The 16,998-nt window shown below is 72.7% G+C and carries 17 protein-coding genes; 2 read left to right on the forward strand and 15 right to left on the reverse strand.

The annotated features are described in order from the left end of the window. Positions 1 to 54: 54 nt before the first annotated feature. A complete protein-coding gene (locus BA062_RS10870) occupies positions 55 to 879 on the reverse strand; it encodes an ABC transporter permease (protein ID WP_110335926.1) in 825 nt (274 codons plus the stop codon). Beyond that, complete coding sequence (locus tag BA062_RS10875) at positions 866 to 1,768, reverse strand: ATP-binding cassette domain-containing protein (protein ID WP_110335927.1); 903 nt, start codon at positions 1,766 to 1,768, stop codon at positions 866 to 868. Before BA062_RS10875 ends, BA062_RS10870 begins: the two co-directional genes overlap by 14 nt. Positions 1,769 to 1,854: 86 nt before the next feature. Between BA062_RS10875 and BA062_RS10880 the strand changes: the two genes are divergently transcribed. Beyond that, positions 1,855 to 2,340 (forward strand): tetratricopeptide repeat protein, encoded by a 486-nt coding sequence (locus tag BA062_RS10880; RefSeq protein WP_110335928.1) that lies wholly within the window; start codon positions 1,855 to 1,857, stop codon positions 2,338 to 2,340. On the opposite strand, the gene BA062_RS10885 is transcribed toward BA062_RS10880, so the two are convergent. From BA062_RS10885 to cysC, 13 genes are all read right to left on the reverse strand, one after another. After that, complete coding sequence (locus BA062_RS10885) at positions 2,330 to 3,148, reverse strand: inositol monophosphatase family protein (protein ID WP_110335929.1); 819 nt, start codon at positions 3,146 to 3,148, stop codon at positions 2,330 to 2,332. The two genes, BA062_RS10880 and BA062_RS10885, sit on opposite strands and share 11 nt — an antisense overlap. Continuing rightward, the gene (locus tag BA062_RS10890; RefSeq protein ID WP_110335930.1) at positions 3,145 to 4,344 is read right to left on the reverse strand and encodes an alpha-D-ribose 1-methylphosphonate 5-triphosphate diphosphatase; all 1,200 of its coding nucleotides are present in this window, start codon (positions 4,342 to 4,344) and stop codon (positions 3,145 to 3,147) included. The genes BA062_RS10885 and BA062_RS10890 overlap by 4 nt, the downstream gene beginning before the upstream one ends. Next, positions 4,341 to 5,057, reverse strand: coding sequence for an ATP-binding cassette domain-containing protein (locus BA062_RS10895; RefSeq protein ID WP_110337216.1), 717 nt, complete (start codon positions 5,055 to 5,057; stop codon positions 4,341 to 4,343). Before BA062_RS10895 ends, BA062_RS10890 begins: the two co-directional genes overlap by 4 nt. A 5-nt stretch (positions 5,058 to 5,062) precedes the next feature. Beyond that, positions 5,063 to 6,880, reverse strand: coding sequence for an alpha-D-ribose 1-methylphosphonate 5-phosphate C-P-lyase PhnJ (locus tag BA062_RS10900; RefSeq protein WP_110335931.1), 1,818 nt, complete (start codon positions 6,878 to 6,880; stop codon positions 5,063 to 5,065). Next, on the reverse strand, positions 6,877 to 7,986 hold the full coding sequence (locus tag BA062_RS10905) for a carbon-phosphorus lyase complex subunit PhnI (protein WP_110335932.1): 1,110 nt from the start codon (positions 7,984 to 7,986) through the stop codon (positions 6,877 to 6,879). The genes BA062_RS10900 and BA062_RS10905 overlap by 4 nt, the downstream gene beginning before the upstream one ends. After that, positions 7,986 to 8,582 (reverse strand): phosphonate C-P lyase system protein PhnH, encoded by a 597-nt coding sequence (phnH, locus tag BA062_RS10910; RefSeq protein WP_110335933.1) that lies wholly within the window; start codon positions 8,580 to 8,582, stop codon positions 7,986 to 7,988. Before phnH ends, BA062_RS10905 begins: the two co-directional genes overlap by 1 nt. Then, positions 8,579 to 9,010, reverse strand: coding sequence for a phosphonate C-P lyase system protein PhnG (phnG, locus tag BA062_RS10915; RefSeq protein ID WP_110335934.1), 432 nt, complete (start codon positions 9,008 to 9,010; stop codon positions 8,579 to 8,581). The genes phnH and phnG overlap by 4 nt, the downstream gene beginning before the upstream one ends. Then, positions 9,007 to 9,753, reverse strand: coding sequence for a GntR family transcriptional regulator (locus tag BA062_RS10920; RefSeq protein WP_110337218.1), 747 nt, complete (start codon positions 9,751 to 9,753; stop codon positions 9,007 to 9,009). Before BA062_RS10920 ends, phnG begins: the two co-directional genes overlap by 4 nt. 94 nt (positions 9,754 to 9,847) lie before the next feature. Continuing rightward, the gene (gene phnE, locus BA062_RS10925) at positions 9,848 to 11,461 is read right to left on the reverse strand and encodes a phosphonate ABC transporter, permease protein PhnE (protein WP_110335935.1); all 1,614 of its coding nucleotides are present in this window, start codon (positions 11,459 to 11,461) and stop codon (positions 9,848 to 9,850) included. Further along, complete coding sequence (phnC, locus tag BA062_RS10930) at positions 11,458 to 12,225, reverse strand: phosphonate ABC transporter ATP-binding protein (protein WP_110335936.1); 768 nt, start codon at positions 12,223 to 12,225, stop codon at positions 11,458 to 11,460. Before phnC ends, phnE begins: the two co-directional genes overlap by 4 nt. Beyond that, positions 12,210 to 13,142 carry a phosphate/phosphite/phosphonate ABC transporter substrate-binding protein gene (locus BA062_RS10935; RefSeq protein ID WP_110335937.1) on the reverse strand — a complete coding sequence of 311 codons (933 nt, stop codon included), beginning with the start codon at positions 13,140 to 13,142 and terminating at the stop codon, positions 12,210 to 12,212. The genes phnC and BA062_RS10935 overlap by 16 nt, the downstream gene beginning before the upstream one ends. Before the next feature lie 135 nt (positions 13,143 to 13,277). Further along, positions 13,278 to 14,858 (reverse strand): alkaline phosphatase D family protein, encoded by a 1,581-nt coding sequence (locus BA062_RS10940; protein ID WP_110335938.1) that lies wholly within the window; start codon positions 14,856 to 14,858, stop codon positions 13,278 to 13,280. A gap of 190 nt (positions 14,859 to 15,048) precedes the next feature. Continuing rightward, positions 15,049 to 15,654 carry an adenylyl-sulfate kinase gene (gene cysC / locus BA062_RS10945; RefSeq protein ID WP_110335939.1) on the reverse strand — a complete coding sequence of 202 codons (606 nt, stop codon included), beginning with the start codon at positions 15,652 to 15,654 and terminating at the stop codon, positions 15,049 to 15,051. A gap of 154 nt (positions 15,655 to 15,808) precedes the next feature. Between cysC and BA062_RS10950 the strand changes: the two genes are divergently transcribed. Then, positions 15,809 to 16,981, forward strand: a complete 1,173-nt coding sequence (locus BA062_RS10950; RefSeq protein WP_110335940.1) for a hypothetical protein — start codon at positions 15,809 to 15,811, stop codon at positions 16,979 to 16,981. The last annotated feature ends 17 nt before the right edge of the window (positions 16,982 to 16,998 follow it).

The following is a 16,998-nucleotide window of genomic DNA, read 5'->3' on the forward strand; positions in this document are numbered from 1 at the left end:
TTCCCACGGCGCGCCGAAGGCGTGCCTGGAACCCAGGGACCCCTTGGAAAACGCCTACAGCACATCCCGTCGCCGCAACAACCACCCACCAGCCACGGCGAACGCCACGAGGTAAGCACCGACCACCACGACAGCCTGCCCCGAACCCACAAGGTCAGACACCCCAGGCGTCCCCTCCGGCGCACCCAAAGCCGCGACCAGAGACCCGGCATTCGGCCCAGGCAGCACCTTCTGCAGCTCGGCAACCCACTCCAGCAACGGCGCGGCCACAGCAGCCAGCAGATTCTGCACAGCCAGCAACCACACGAGCCCCAGCCCGATCGGCAACGCGATACCCCGGAACGCAACCGCGAGAAACACGCCGAGCATCGCCCACATCATGGTGATCAGCCAGCCACCACCGGCCCCGACAACGATCTCACCAACGGAAGGCCACACCACAGGTTGTCCCTCCAGCAAGGCAACGCCCACCCCCGCCAAGGCTCCCGTCCCAAGCAGCGCTAGCACCAGCACGAGCGAGCCCAAGCCCGCAACGACAACCTTCGCCGCGAAGACGCTAGACCTCGATGATCCTTGCGTGAGCACCGTCTTCCAGGTCTCCCAGCCATACTCGCTCCCAGCGACGAGCACACCGAAGATCAACGCGAGCGCACCGACGAACACGGGCGTCCCGGCAATGGTGTTGCCAACCAGCTCCGCCGGCAGCATCGACTCCAGCCCGCGCCCGCCACGGGGTCCCTCAGACCGGCCCGTGTACCCCAGATACGGGATCACGTACGCAAAGGTCAACGTCAGCACCAACGCAACGCCGAACAGCAACCAGTGCGCGGGCCGGCGAACCTGCTTGATCAACTCCGCGCGAACGTCATCGAGTACCACGAGAACCACCTCCGGTGAGTTCGAGAAATGTCTGTTCGAGATCGGCCTCGGCAGGCCGGAGCTCGCGGACCGAAACTCCAGAGTGGACCAGCTCGGCGTTGATCGTCGCGGCCATCGCGGCCTCGACGTCCAGCCGAAGCACGTCCCCGTCAACCCGAACCCGGTCCGCGCCGACGAGCTCGGCCACCCGCGCCCGCGCGTCGTCGATCGGATCCGCCATGACCAGCAGCCCGGTCGCGCGCAGCTCGGCCACGGACATCTCGGCGACCAGCTGTCCACGCGAGATCATGCCCACGCGGTCACAGATCTGCTGGACCTCGCCGAGCAGGTGGCTCGACAGGAGTACGGTGCGCCCCTCGTCCGCGAGGCCACGGATCACGGCACGGATATCTGCCATGCCGGCCGGATCGAGCCCGTTGGTCGGCTCGTCCAGTATCAGCAGCCCGGGGTCCTTCAGCAGTGCAGCCGCGAGTCCGAGCCGTTGCTTCATGCCCAGGGAGTACGTCGAGTACCGGTCCCCGGCGCGCTCGGCGAGGTCCACGACGTCGAGCACCTCGGCCACACGCCCGCGCCCGACACCGGCATGACGGGCGAGCACGCGCAGGTTGTCGCGGCCCGACAGGTAGGGATAGAAACCGGGCCCCTCGATCAACGCCCCGACACCCGCGAGGCGCCGCCCCGCACCGGAAGCGTGGCCGAAGAGCCGCACGTCACCCGACGTCGGCCGGATGAGCCCGAGCAGCATGCGCAGCGTCGTGGTCTTGCCAGCGCCGTTCGGGCCGAGAAAGCCGTAGACCTCGCCCTGACGCACAACGAGGTCCAGTGAATCGACGGCGACGAGGTCGCCGTAGCGCTTGGTCAGCGCGTTGGTTTCGACAGGATCGCTCATGGCACCCATCGTGGGCGCGTGGCGGCCCGCAGTCGTCAGCCCGGAAGCGCGTTACCCGCCTACGCCCGCCGACGTAGGCTGCGCAGGTGACCGACTCCGACTGGCAACGCCGCGTCGACGACGCGTGGGCGTCGTTCGACCAGCACACCGAAGAGGACTTCCTGGCCCTCATCGACCGCCTCGCCGCCGAGCGGCCGCCACACGACGCCGGCGCACTGTTCGAACGGGCGGGCGCCTTCGACGCGACCGGTCACCCCGACCAGGCCGTTCCGCTCTACCGCGAAGCCCTTGATCGCGGACTCGACGGCGAACGCAGGCGGTGCGCCGTGATCCAGCTGGCCAGCTCCCTGCGCAACCTCGGTGAGGCGGACACGAGCGTCGCGCTCCTCACGGCTGAGCTGGACGCCACCTCCGACCACCTCGACGATGCGGTCAGGGCCTTCCTCGCCCTCGCGCTCGCCGACACGGGCAGGGAACGCGAGGCAGTGTCGCACGTCCTCACCGCGCTCGCGTCCCATCTGCCCACGTATCAACGCTCCGTGGCCGGCTACGCCCGGGAGCTCATCCGCTGACGAGCGCCGCGAGCTCCTCAGCCAAGGGGCGGGTCGCGGCCACGACACCGGACCACCGCCGCGTCAGATCGGGATCGATCTCCAGCGGCCTGCCGTGGGCGTCGAGCACCACACCCCCTGCCGCGGGCACCGTGACCATCGCCGCCGCGAGGTCGACGATGCGATGCGTGTCGGACCCGGGGTCGCAAAAGGCATCCGTGGAGCCCTCTGCCACGAGCACCGCCTCCAGCACCGTGCTCGACAGGACCCGCACCCGCCCCGCCGCCTGCTCGACGCGCCACCACGCATCGGCGCTCGCCGGTTTCGGCCGCAGCATGCTCACCGCCGCACCCGCGAGCTTCGTGCGCCCGCTCGTGCGGTACGGCACGGGCCTGCCCGCCACGGCGTGCCACGCCCGTCCCGTGTCGAGCCACGTCGTCAGCGCCTCCGTGGCCCTGCCGTCGACGGCGACCACGCCGCCGAAGCAGCACAGGGGCACGCCGGCCGCGGCGTTGGCCGAACCGTCCATGGGGTCGACGACGAGTGTGACCGCCGACGCGTTGTCGACGAACCCGGCCTCCTCGCTCAGGAGGTTCACGCCGCACCGGCTCGCGGCCTCGGCGATCGCGTCCTCCACGAGCTGGTCGACGCGCATCGTGGGGGTGCCGTCGGCGCCGTCGGCGATCTCCTCGGCGAGCTCGTCCCTCGTGAAGCGGTGGCGGGCGGCGGCGTAGGCCGCCGAGGCGGCGCGGGCGGCGGCGGCCAGTGCGCCGTGCACGTCGTCGGGTAGCTCGGGTTGGGGAACGGGCCAGGCGATCTTGGTGCTCACCGCTCCATCCTTACCGGCTCGCCCGCGCGCAGCACGGCGGGGATCGCGGGCCACGGGCTGCCCGGCGCCACGAGCGCGAGGTCGGCTCGCAGCCCCGGTTCGAGCCTGCCGCGATCGGTGAGCCCGGCGACGTCGGCGGCACCACTCGTCACCAGTGCCACGGCCTCCGGCAGGCTCACCAGTCCCTGCTCGGCGAGCAGCAGCGCGGCACCGAGGAGCCCGGACGGCAGGTAGTCCGACGCCAGCGCCGTCACGAGGCCGTGCGACACCAGTTCCCTGGCCGACGCGTTGCCGTTGTGCGAGCCGCCGCGCAGCACGTTCGGCGCGCCCATCACGACGGCGAGCCCCTGCTTCCTCGCCGCCCGCGCCGCGTCCACGGTCGTGGGAAACTCCGCGACCAGCCCGCCCCGCTCCCGCAGCGCGGTGATCTCGGCGGGGGAGTCGGGGTCGTGGCCGAGCAGCCGCAGCCTGCCCGCCCTGGCCTGGGTTCCGAGCCATTCCAGCGACTCGTCGCGCACCGCGAGCCTGCTTTCGCGATCGGAGATCAGCTCGTCGACGTGCTCACGCGCCTCGGCGTCACTCAGCCCGCGCGTGCCCGCCAGGTAGCGCTCGTAGTATCTGCGGTCGGCGTATTGGCCCTGGCCCGGTGTGTGGTCCTCGTGCGACACGAGCGCGGGACCGGCCACGTCGGCAAGCCGCTCCCGCAACGCGGCGAGCCCGGTGGAGCAGCGCACGTCGAGCCGGTACAGGATCCGGTGGTCCACGAGCGCGCCCCGCTGGGAGTCCACGGTCCGGCACACCTCCAGCGCCGTGGCGACCGACCGCGCGAGACCCCGGCCGAGGCTCTCCTCGAACCCGGCGCCGTGGAACACGGTCGTCACGCCCGCCGCCCGCAGCTTGCCCTCGAACGACAGCAGCGCGAACTCGATCGGCAGTGCGGCGCCGGGCCTCGGCAGGCGTTCCTTCTCCAGTCCGTCGCTGTGCACGTCGACCAGTCCCGGCAGGCACAGCAGTCCCTGACCGTCCACATCGGCCGCGACGCCGGGGCGGTGAGGCTCGACCGCCGCGAGCACACCGTCGCGCACGGCCACCAGTGCGTCGTCGAGCACGCGGTCCAGCAGGACGGCCCGCACGTGGCCCAGCACGTAGTCGCTCGGCGGGGCCGCGAGGGTCCACGGCGCGGTCAGCGTGGTCATGCCGCCTCCAGCAGTTCGGCAGGGGAGCCCTGCTCCGCGATCAGTCCGTCGCGCATCAGCACGACGCGGGTGGCCAGCCTGCGCATGGCGTCGAGGTCGTGGAACACCGCCAGCACGGCCACGCCCTGCTCGGTGAGCGCCTCGATCAGGTGCAGCGCCGCCTCACGATTGGCGGGGTCGAGCGCCGACACCGGCTCGTCGAGCAGCAGCAGCCTGGGCGGGCGGACGGTGCCCGCCGCGAGGTTGACGCGCTGCCGTTCGCCGCCGGAGAGGACGGAGCAGTCGACGTCCCACAGCGCCTCGTCGAGGTTGAGCCGCCGCAGCGCCTCGGCGGCGGCCTCGCGTGCCTCGGCGGCGTCGAGCCCGCGTCGGCGGGCCGCGGCCGCCACCACCTCCCACGGCCCGGTCCTCGGCGGCGCGCTCAGGAACTGCGAGACGTAGCCGAACTCGCGGCCGCGGAGGCGCGCCATCGCGCGGTCGGGCAGGTCGGTGAGCTCCAGTTCACCGAGCCCCACCGAGCCGGAGTCGGGCAGGTACGTGCGGTGCACACAGCGCAGCAGCGACGACTTGCCCGCGCCGCTCGGCCCGGCGAGCGCGACGTGCTCGCCCTCGTGGACGTCGAGGTCGACGCCGTGCAGTGACGACACCGTGCGCCCGTCAATGGTGTGCAGGGTGAAGGACTTGCGCAGCCCTCGGATCGAGAGCACCGGCATGGCGGTCACCTCCGTGCCGCGGCGACGAGCCGCTGGGTGTAGGGGTGGTGCGGGTCGTGGAAGAGCTGGTCGGTGAGCCCGCGCTCGACGACGCGGCCGAGCTGCATCACCAGCGTGCGATCGGTGAGCGCCTCGATCACCGCGAAGTCGTGGCTCACCACCACGGCGGCGATGTCGCGCTCGGCGAGCAGCCCGCGCAGCAGGTCGAGCACCCCGGCCGCGACCGAGGCGTCCAGTCCGGTCGTGGGCTCGTCGAGCAGCAGCACCGGAGGTTCCGTGGCGAGTGCCTTGGCGATCTGCACGCGCTGGCGCATGCCGCCGGAGAAGGTCCGCACCGGATCGTCCATCCGGGACAGTGGCACCTCGACACGGTCGAGCAGCTCGGCCGCCCGCCTGCGGATGTCGTGGTAGCCGCGCCAACCCGCAGCCGTGAGCCGTTCGGCGATGTTGCCGCCCGCGGTGACCCGCAGGTCGAGGCCCGCGGCGGAATTCTGGTGCACGACCGCCATCGAGTCGACGCGCAGCCGCCTGCGGGCGTCGCCGGGCAGCGTCAGCAGGTCGGTGCGCCCCTCGTCGAGCGCGGCGAGCCGCACATGTCCCGCGGTGGCCTGCTCGTCGCCGATCACGCAGCCGAGCACGGTGGACTTGCCCGAGCCGGACTCGCCGATCACGCCCAGCGCCTCGCCGGGCGCGACGTCGAAGGACACGTCCCACGCGGCGACGATCGCGCCGGTGGCGGGACTGATGGCGGTGCCGTGGTCGGGTCCGGTGCCGGGCACCGCGTCCGCCGCGCCGGGGCCGAACACCTTGCCGAGCCCGTCGACGCGCAGCGCCCAGTCCTGCCCTTCCGGTAGCGCCGGGCGGGGGCGCTCGGGACGTGCCGTGGTGGTGGCGGGAGCACGCAGGCGCGCGGCCGGGTCGGGCAGGAGGTGCAGGGGGGCACGCTCGTGGTGCGCCTGGATGTCGGCGTCGCCCTCGCGCACGCGCGCGCACCATTCGGTGTCGCTGCACGCGTACGCTCCCGTGGTGCCCGCCTCGACGAGGAAGACGTCGTCGCTGCCGCACAGCACGCACCGCGCACCCGGTGCGTACTCGACCTCGAACGGGACGTCGTCGAAGGTGAGCGGCCGGACGTCGGTGTGGGGCGGGATCGCGTAGATCCGCTTCTCGCGGCCCGCGCCGAAGAGGCTCAGGTGGTCGCTCTCGTGCAGGCGAGGCACGTCCCAGCGGGGGATCGGCGTCGTCGCCAGCACGTAGCGGCCGCCGACGAGCACCGGGTAGCCCGTGGTCCTGGTGATCATGCCGTTGCGGACGAGGTCCTCGTAGAGGCTGACCCACATCGCCGAGTAGTCGCCCTCGGCGTGCATGCGGGCGCATTCGATCACCGACTTCTCCACGCCGCGCAGGGGTTCGGGCACGGGAACCTGCAGCACGAGCACCTGCCCGTCACGCAGCCGTTCCTCCGGAACGCGGTGGCGGGTCTGGACGATCGTGGCCTCCCGGGTGTCGGCGGTGTCGGCGCAGCCGGTGGTTCCGGCGATCATGCGGCGCAGGTTGGTGGCGTTCACCCCGGCGTCGTCGCCCTGGTCGATCACCTTCACGGTGTCGGCGGCGCCGATCACGCCGAGCGTCACCTGGAGACCGCCGGAGCCCCAGCCGCGGGCCACGGGCATTTCGCGCGAGCCGAACGGCACCTGGTAGCCGGGCACGCACACGGCGGTGAGCGTGGCGCGGCGGATCTCGCGCTTGGCGCCCTCGTCGAGGATGCCCGCGGGGAGCTCCGCCTCCCGCTCGGTGAGCAGTGTGTCCAGTGTGGACGTCATCGGCACTCCTGTCCTGCCGGTTCGGCGACGCGGGGGCCTTCGTCGGCCTCGCCCGCGGCGCGCATGGCCTGCTTGCGCTCGACCATCGAGCGAAACGTGACGTAGTGGGGGAGCTTGAGGTGCTCCAGGAAGCCGGCGGAGTCGAGGCCGTCGGTGGTGAGCAGCAGGAGTTGCTCCAGAGGGCCGGTGCGGCCGAAGCGCCGGTTGGCGACGTCGAGGTTGGCCATGGCGATGGCCTTGCGCTCGTTGTGGCCGAAGCACAGGCCATAGCCCACGTCGAAGCGGCTGCGGTCCTCGTCGGCGCCGTCGAGGTCCTCGATCGCCTCGGCCTCGGTGACGCGGAACTCGCCGACCCGCACCGGGTTGCCGGTGTGCGGGTGACGCACGCGCAGCGGGAGCCTGCCGTGGCGGACCTCGCCGAGCGTGACCTCGTGGATGTCGCCGTCGGGGCCGAGGATCGAGCGGTACCACAGCGCGACGAGGGCCCCGGTCTCCGCGCGGGCCATCGACGCGAGCGCGGCGGACCGCTCGGCGGGCGGCCGCGCGGGTTTGCGCGTGATGTCGAACGGCTCCGGGTCGTCGGCGCGCCGGTGGTCGACCACGAGGTCGAGCTTGCGGAGCAGGTCGAGGAACCGGCCCGGCCTGCGCTGGGTCTCGGTCCGGTCGGGCGGCGTCGCCGGTGTGCGGGACTGCCGTGGCGGGGGACCGGCGGGCTGTTCGAGCAGCCTGCCGGTGTAGTCGGTGGTGCGGCCGAGCAGCTGCGGGCCGTCGGGTTCCCGGAAGGCGGGCACGATGCGGCGCAGCACCACCATCTCGTCGGGGTCGACGGGCTCGCTCACGGCCAGCCTCGGCAGCGTGGACCGGTGTGCGCGCACCAGGTGTGCCGCCTCCAGCGGGTCGCCCTCGGCTTGCCGCAGCGCGGCCGCCGACGTGTCCTCGTGGTACAGCCCGGCCTCGCCCAGCACGCGGTCGACGGCGAGCCGGAAGCGGGCGGTGATCTGCTCGGTCGGCGCCCACGGCGCGGGCGCGTGGTCGCGGGCGCGGCGGACGAGGTCCTCGGCGGCGAGGATCGCCTCGAGGCCGCCGCGTGCTCCGGAGTATCCCATCAGTCCTCCCTGCTGGTGACGAGTTCGAGGTGGGTGCTGCGGGGCAGGCCGAGCAGCCTGCCGTCGGGTGCGACGAGCAGCAGGTCGATCCCGGCGGGGAAGTCACCGGGTCCCCTGGCCGGGGCGAACCCCTCCGGCAGGCCGGCCGGCGCGATCACGACCTCGCCGGGCACGCCCGGCCCCGTGAGCCGCATCGCCTGCTCGCCACCGATCACGTCGGGCACCGCGAGTGCCGCGAGCGCGGCGTCCTCGGGTGCGGCGGCGCTGCCCCGGTGCAGGGTGCGCAGCTCGGCGGCCGTGACGGGCCGCAGCGCCGCCACGAGGCGCGCGCGAGCGAGTGGGGCCGGCACCGCGTTGGTGGCCACGGCGGTGACATCGGCCCAGCGCGGATCGTCGGAGAGGACGTGCACGCCCGTGCCGAGATCGGCCAGCGCGAGCACGGGCAGCAGTGCGGCCGGGACCTTTTCCAGGGGCTCCTGGGGCAGCCGCGTCACGCGGCCGGGGCACGCGATGGCGTCGAGCATCGCGCGGAAGGTGCGCTGCGCCTGGTCGGGGCGCAGGGTCGCCGACCGGATCAGCTCGGCCGTCTGGTTCATGTCAGCTCCTCGAACTCGACGACGGTCGGGGCGAGCTCCGCCCACTCGGCGGCTTCGCGCTCCTGCCGCCTGCGGGCCACGCGGGCGCACAGCTCGGCGACGTCGGCCGCGTGCGGCCGAGCCGCCTCGGCCTCGGCGTCGAGCACCGCGGCGGCGAGGGCGGCGGCCCGGTCGTCGCCGAGCCGCATGGCCCACCCGCGGTGGCCCGCGAGCTCGACCTCGGCTCGGCACGTGAGCACGTCGCCGAGCAGGAACCGTTCCGCCGCAACGGGTTCGCGCACCTGCGCCGTCACGAAGCCGACCTCGGGGCCGACGAGCACGCGCACGTCGGCGCCGTCGGCGAGGCACTGTTCGGCCAGCGCCCTCAGCTCGTCCGGTTCCGCCTCGGCCAGCAGGCCGCAGCGTTCCTCGCGGCTCACGTCTGTCACCGCTGTTCCTCCTCGGGTTGATCGGGATGCAAGGTCTCCTGGAGCTCGACGACCATGCGGACGGCGTCGGCGCGCGTCCACGCGGTGCTGCAGGTCAGGCCGGCGCCGGTCTCGGCGTCGCAGCTGAGGCTCTCCACCTGCCACGTCGGTGCGCTCGCCTCGATGCGAAGGTTGCGCACCACCTCCGGCGGCGGCACGTCGAGGCTCGCGCGGCACCAGGCGCGCACGGGCTTCACCCGGCCCATCTGCCGCAGCACGAGATCGAGCGAGTCCGCGGCGTGCAGCGCCAACTCCAGCTCCGGCACCACGTCGACGGGGATCCACTCCTGGATCCAGGTCGCCAGCAGGTCGTCGATGTAGAACTCGCGTGCGACGCGGTGGGCGAGGGTGCCGGGTTTGCGGCGCAGCTGTGCCGCGAACCCCGCCGACAGCGGCAGCCGGTCGACGTCCTTGATGACCGAGCGCGGCACCGCGCCCGCCGCCTGCACCGTCGCGCTCCACGAGGGTGGCCTGCTGTGCGAGATCACGTAGTCGATGCGCCGGTTGACGAACGTGCCCGCCCCCTGCACGCGGCGCACCAGCAGCCGCCGCTCCAGCTCCTGTAGTGCCGAACGGGCTGCCGCCCTGCCGACCCCGAACCGCTGCGCCAGCTCGGGTTCACTGGCCACCCGCGTGCCCGCGGGGCGGCCGGCCAGCTCGGCGGCGAGCCGTTCGGCGATCTCCAGGTATCTCGTCGAGCTCATGTCCACGAGCTTGCGCCGCGGGCTTGTCCGGACAACTTCGTCGCAGCCAACGCGACCGGCCCCGCAGGTGAACATCCGGCACGGTTGTTCTGAACTAGCTCGCCACCCTGCGCAGCCACACCGCGATCAGCTCTACCACCATCGCCAGCGCGAACACGAGCAGCAGCACCGTGGTGACCACGCCGAACTCCAGCACCCTGGAGGCGTTCTGCAGGTAGAAACCGATGCCTCCGGCGCCGACGATGCCGAGGAGCGTCGCGGAGCGGATGTTGACGTCGAGCTGGTACAGGACGTGCCCGACGAACGCGGGCGCGGCCTGCGGCACCGTGGCCGAGGCGAACACCTGCCAGCGCGTCGCCCCGGTGGCGCGGACGGCGTTCTCCACGCGCTCGTCGACCTCCTCCAGCGAGTCGGCGACGAGCTTGCCGAGCAGGCCGACCGCGCCGACCGCCAGCGCGAGCGTGCCCGCGACCTCACCGAGGCCGGTGAGCACCACGAACACCACCGCGAGCACGAGCTCGGGGATGCCCCTGATGAGCACGATCAGCCCGCGGAACGCCGCGCCCACCCTCGGCGACGGCGCCACGTTGCGCGCCGCGAGCGTCCCGATGGGCAGCGCGAGCACGGCACCGAGCAGCGTCGCCGCGAGTGCGATCTTCACCGTCACCCACAGCGCCGCGAGCAGGTCGGGCAGGATCCCGCCGGTCTCGGGCGGCCAGAACAGCCCGAGCGTGGTGCCCAGCGTGCCGAGCCCGTCGACGAAGCCTGCGGGGGAGAGCTCCGCACCCCACAGCGACGCCAGCACGACGAGTGCGGTGACCAGGCCGTAGACGGTGCGGCGGAGCCTGCTCGCCGTCCACGGTGGACTGACGCGGCCCGGTGCCGGCCGGACCCTGCTCGTCGGCGGCCTGGTGAGCCCGCGCCGGATCGCGCCCGACAGCAGCTCCGCCAGTACGCACAGCACGAGCACCACGAAGGCGAGCGCCATGCCGCGCTGGTAGTCCAGCTCCCGGAACGCCGAGGCGATCGCGAACCCGAGGCCGTCGACGCCGACGAAGCCGAGCAGTACGGACACCCGCAGGTTGATGTCGAACCGGTGCAGCGCGGTCGAGACGAACGCGGGAAGCACCTGCGGCAGCACCCCGCTCGCGAGCTCCTGCAGGCGGCCCGCGCCGCCCGCGCGCACGGCGGTGCGCGGTCCCTCGTCGATCTGCTCCACGGCGTCGGCGTAGAGCTTGCCGACCATGCCCACCGAGTGCAGGCCCATCGCCAGCACCCCGGCCATCGAGCCGAGCCCGAACACGCGAATGAACACGATGGCCAGCACCACGTCGGGCACAGCCCTCGCGAGCACGATCGCCGCGCGTGCGCCGAGCCGGGCCACGCGGTTCGGCGTGGTGTTGCCCGCCGCGAGCACGGCCGCCGGGACGCTGAGCAGCACCGAGAGCAGCGTCGCCGACACCACGATCGCCAGCGTCGTCCCGCACAGCCGGAGCAGTTCGGCCACCGGTGGGAAGTCCAGCGGGAACATCCGCTGCGCGAAGTCGGCGGCGTTGCCGACGCTGTCGACGAGCGTGGCGACGTTGATGCCGAGGTCGGCCGCCGCCCACACCCCGGCGCCGAGGATGGCGAGCACCACGGCCGTGGCCGCCACCCCCGGCCCGGACGGAGCGGGCAGCGTCCGGCGTTCGGCCACCGCGCGGCTCATGCGACGGCGGCCGGCACGCTCGCGACGGCCGAGTACACCGCCATCGCCTCGTCCCGGCCGAGCCCAGCGGCCTGCCGGTCGAGCACGACGCGGCCCGAACGCAGTCCGATCACCCGGTCGCCCCAGCTCAGCGCGAGGTCGACCTGGTGGAGGCTGCACAGCACGGTGAGGTTCCGCTCGGCGCTGATCTCACGCAGCAACCGCATGACCTGGCCAGCCGACTCGGGATCGAGCGAGGCCACCGGCTCGTCGGCGAGCAGGATCTCCGGCCGCTGCAGCAGGGCTCGCGCGATGGCGACCCGCTGCTGCTGCCCGCCCGAGAGTGTGTCGGCGCGCTGGAACGCCTGCTCGGTGAGCCCCACGCGATCGAGGTGCCGTAGCGCCTCCTGCCGCACGCGCTTCGGGTAGGTGAACAGCCCGAGGCGCGGGCCGCGCAACCCGCCCAGTGCGCCGGTGCAGACGTTCTCCAGCACCGTGAGCCCGCCGACCAGGTGGAACTGCTGGAACACGAAACCGACGCGGCGCCGCAGTGCCCGCAGCCGCGTCCCGCTCGCCGTCGCGAGGTCGGTGCCCAGCACGCTGACCGATCCCGTGCTCGCGCGCTGGAGTCCGTCGACGTGGCGCAGCAGCGTCGACTTGCCCGAACCGGACAGGCCGAGCAGCACAGCGATCTGACCCTCGGGCACGCTGAGCGACACCTCGTCGAGCGCGACGGTGGCGCCGAACCGCTTGCTGACCCGGTGGAACGTCACGACGTCGTGCACTGCTCGTCCTTCGTGATGTCGCAGACGCGGCGCACGCCGTCGAAGAAGCCGTCGTCGACCTTCGCGAAGCCCCACACGTCGTCACCGACGACGCAGTCCTCGCCGCAGAAACCGTTGGAGCGCAGGTAGTCGACGTTCGCCTTCTCCTGGATCGCCCTGGCGATCTTGCCGCGCAGCGCCGGGTCGAGCTCGTCGCTCACCGCGATCGGCGGGCCCGCGATGACCTCGGACCTCCAGACCGTGCGGACGTCACCCTGCTTCAACTGTCCCTTCTGGATCAGCTGCGTGTCGACCATGCTGTCCATGGCGAACCCGACCTCACACTGTCCACTCGCGACGGCGAGTACAGACGCGTCGTGCCCGCCCGCCATGACCGGTGTGATGCCGGACTCGGGGTCGATGCCCTCGTTGATCAGCCCGGCCGTGGGGTAGAGGTAGCCGGAGGTGGAACCGGGGTCGACGAAGCACGTCTTCTTGCCCTGGAACCCGGCGAGGTCGCGCACCGGCGAGGCGGCGTTCACGATGCCGTAGGACTGGTAGCCCGGCTCGCCACCCTTCTCCTCGACCTGGGAGGCGACGGCCGTGGTCTCGACGCCGCTGTTGCGGGCGAGCACGTAGGAGAACGCGCCGTACTGGGCGATGTCGATCTTGCCGGCCCGCTGGCCCTCGATGATCGCCGCGTAGTCGGTGGCCTGCTGGAACTCGATCTGCTTGCCGGTCTCCTGCTCCAGCATGTCGATCACCGGCTGGAACGCCTCCTGCAGGCTCGTCGACTCCTCGGAGGGGATGGAGGCGAAGACGAGGGTGTCGGCATCACCGGAGCCGCCGTCGTCGTTGGCCGCGCTCTGGCCGCAGCCGGCGAGAGCGAGCGTGGCGACCGCGATCAGGCCGAGGCCGCGCCGGGGAGTCGGGGACATGGAGGTGCCTTTCGTTCTGGGGTGGTGGCACCTGAGAGGTTGCGTGCGGGGGATGCCCGCCACGCGGCCTCCGGGTTACCGGGAACCGAACGCGGCGGGTCGCCTCTGTTCACCCGACCGGACGACCGCGACGGGTCACGCGCGGTGTGCGCCCGGCCTGCCCTCCTCGACCACGAACGACGCGAACGTGGACTCGGCCGCGTCGCGGCGGCCGACCGTGTCCACCATCTGGAGATCGGCCCGGAACTCACCGCGGTCGACCCGGCACCGCACGTAGCCGCGCCGGTCGCCGTCGAAGAACCGGATGTGCGGGTTGTACTTGATCATCGGGCCGTAGTAGGGCCCGTACACCTCGCCGTCACCGTTGGAGGAGATGGACGTGCCGACGAACTCGGTCGCGACCACGGGGGAGTCCGGGCGGTCGAAATCGCCGTGGATGTCGTTGACGAAGCTGGAATGCCAATCACCCGTGACCACGACGGGGTTGCGCACGTCGTGGCGCAGCCAGGCGTCGGTGAGCCGCTTGCGGGCCGCGGGGAAGCCGTCCCACGCGTCGTGCCACAGCCTGCTGCCCGACGGCCCGTCGTGGTCGAGGCGCGCCATCATCACGTTGCTGCCGAGCAGGTTCCACGTCGCCGACGACGCCGCGAACCCGTCGTAGAGCCACCGTTCCTGCGGGAAGCCGAGCATCGTGACGTCGGGCGCGTACGCGGCCGGGCACGCGTCGGCCTCACCCCAGCCGCACGGCGGCACGCTGCGGTGCTGTCTGCCGTCGACCACGTCGAGCTGCGCCAGCCTGCCCCAGCGCAGCCTGCGGTGAATGCGGGGGCCGCCGAGCGCGTCGTGCCGCGACGGGGCGCGCACCGGCTGGTGCTCGTACCACGCCTGGTAGGCCGCGGCCCGCAACGCGCTGATGTCGCCCGCCTGCTCCTGCTCGGTGCCCGCGTAGTCGTTCTTGACCTCGTGGTCGTCCCACGTCACCAGCCACGGGAACCGCGCGTGCGCGAGCTGCAGGTCGGGGTCGCTCTTGTAGAGGGCGTACTGCATGCGCCATCGTTCGAGGTCGAGCGGCGCGGTGCGCAGCACGTCCGGCGTGGCCTGCCTGCGGTAGCCGCCGTCGGCGGGGATGCCGCCCTCGTAGACGTAGTCGCCGAGGTGCAGCACCAGGTCGAGGTCCTCCCGCGCCAGATGCCGGTATGACGGGTAGTAGCCGCTGGCCCAGTCCTGGCACGACGCGAACGCGAACGCCAGCGCACCCACCGGAGCTCCCGGGCGGGGCGCGGTCCTGGTGCGGCCGACGGGGGAGACTTCGCCGCGATAGCGGAACCGGTAGAACCACTCGCGGTCGGGTGCCAGGCCCTGGACCTCCACGTGCACGGAGTGCGCCAGCTCAGGCAGCGCCCACGCCGAGCCGACGGCGACGACGTGGCGGAAGCGCTCGTCGCGCGCGACCTGCCACTCGACGGGCACCCTGCGGGGTTCCATGCCGCCGCCGGGCACGAACGGTTCGGGCACCAGGCGGGTCCACAGCACCACGCCCGTGGCGGTCGGATCGCCGCTGGCGACACCCAGCCGGAACGGATAGTTGCCGCCGCCGGGCCTGGTCGTGGCCGCGGAGCGGCCGACGGGCAGCCCGGCCAGCGCGGCGGCACCGGCGACGGCGGAGACCCCGGCGAGGAACCGCCGGCGCCCGAGATCGGTCGAGGCTTCGCTCATCCGCCCTGTCTAACCGGTTCGGGTGGCTCCGAGGCCACGCCGAGGTGAACCGCGGATGGGGGCCAGGCGTCGCGACCCCTGCCGACTCGCTGCCGCCCGCGATGCAGTGAAGGCCACCATGCCTGCGTTCAACGCAGTGAAGGTGGCCTTCACTGCATCGCGGCGAGCGCGCCTGGTTCCGGTCGAACCGCTACCGGCCGGAGGACTCCCGCGCGCTCAGCACCGGCCGCTCGACGTACTCCAGCAGGCCGCGCTCGAGCAGCAGGTCCAGGATCCGCCCCGCCGCGGTCTCGGCGTCGAGCTCGCTCGTGTCCACCCGCAGATCGGGCGACTCGGGCTGCTCGTAGACGTCGTCCACGCCGGTCAGGCCGGTCACCTCGCCCGCGGCCGCCTTCGCGTACAGGCCCTTCGGGTCGCGGCGCGCGCATTCCCGCAGCGGCGTGCTGACGTACACCTCCAGGAACGCCGACCCGCGCTCCTCGTGGCGCTGCCGCACCGCCTGCCGCGTCTCGGCGTACGGAGCGATCACCGGCACCAGCGTCAGCACGCGGTGGCGCGACAGCAGCTCGGCGATGAACCCGACGCGGCGCCCCTGCGCGTCCCGGTCGGGCCGGGAAAACCCGAGGTCACTGGAGATGGTCTTGCGGATCTCGTCGCCGTCGAGCACCTCGACCTCGGCACCGTCTCCCACCAGTGACACCACCGTGCGGGCGAGGGTCGACTTGCCCGCGCCGGACAGGCCGGTCAGCCATACCGTCACGCCTCGGTTGAGCCGCAGGGCGGGGCCCGGTGACATACAAGGTCCTCCTCGGTATCGCCCGGCCACGGGGCCGGTCCTCGCTCATGGTCGCCCATCATGCCGCTCGGCACGTCGCTCGTATCGTGCTGAGAGAAATAATCAGGAAGGTGCCAGGAAACCATCCCGCCCGACCCACTAACATCCCGGGGCCATGACCTCCCCCACCCAGCGCGTGTACCTGCACATCGGCTTGCCGAAGACGGGCACCACGTCCCTGCAGGAACTGCTGTGGCACCACCGTGAGGCGATCGCCGAGGACGGGGTCCTCTACCCGGGTCACGACCAGGCCGCCCACCACCGGGCCGCGATGGACGTGCACCACGGCCGCTACGGGCAGTGGAAGGAACCGGGCACGGCCGGCTCGTGGGACTGGATCGTCGAGCAGGCGCGCGCCTGGCGGGGCACGTCGGTGATCTCGACCGAGCTGCTCGCGCCCGCGAGCCCCGACGAGGCCGCCCGCGCGCTGGCCGACCTCGACTTCGCCGAGGTGCACGTGCTGTGCACGGCCCGCGACCTCGCCCGGCAGATCCCGTCGGTGTGGCAGGAGAACGTCAAGACCCGGCAGCGGACGTCGTTCGCCGACTTCCTCGCCGCCCTGCGCGAGCCGGAGCTGAACGACACCTCCCGCCTGTTCTGGGACTACCAGGACCTGCCCAGGGTCCTGCGCACGTGGGGAGCGGGCCTGCCGCCCGAGCGGGTCCACGTGGTCACCGTCCCGCCGCGCGGGACCCCGAGCGGCGTGCTGTGGGAGCGGTTCGCGGCCGTGCTCGGGCTCGACCCGGCCAGGTTCCCCAGTGACGTGCCGCTGTACAACAACTTCTCCCTCGGCATGACCGAGACTGAGCTGCTGCGCCGGGTCAACCTCGCGCTCGGCGACGAGCTGCCGTGGCTGCGCTACGCGGACGTGGTCAAGGACGACTTCGCCGCGAAGGTCCTGTCCCAGCTGAGCGGCTCCACCCACATCCCGCTGCCCGCGAGGGACCACGGCTGGGTCGCCGAGGCCGCGCAGCGGTTCCACGACGAGTTGGCCGCCGCCGGATACACCGTGGTCGGCGACCTCGGAGACCTGCTGCCCTCGGCACCGGTGGGCACGGCGGCCGACGCCGACGCGGCGGCGCCGACGGACGCCGAGCTGCTCGCCGCCGCGGTCGACGCCCTGGTGGCCCTGCTGCGGCGTGACCCGCCGGAGGCTCCCGCGACACAGCGGCCGCCGACAGGTGTCGGCCGGTTCCGGCAGACTCTGCTGCACCTGTCCGAGCAGTACCCGCAGGCGATGCACGCCCGGCGGCTCTACTGGCGCGCGAAGGCTCAGCTGCGCCGCTGACACCTCGACCGGTTCGG

Origin of the sequence: Prauserella flavalba (assembly GCF_003202235.1) — a bacterium.
Lineage (GTDB): Bacteria > Actinomycetota > Actinomycetes > Mycobacteriales > Pseudonocardiaceae > Prauserella_A > Prauserella_A flavalba.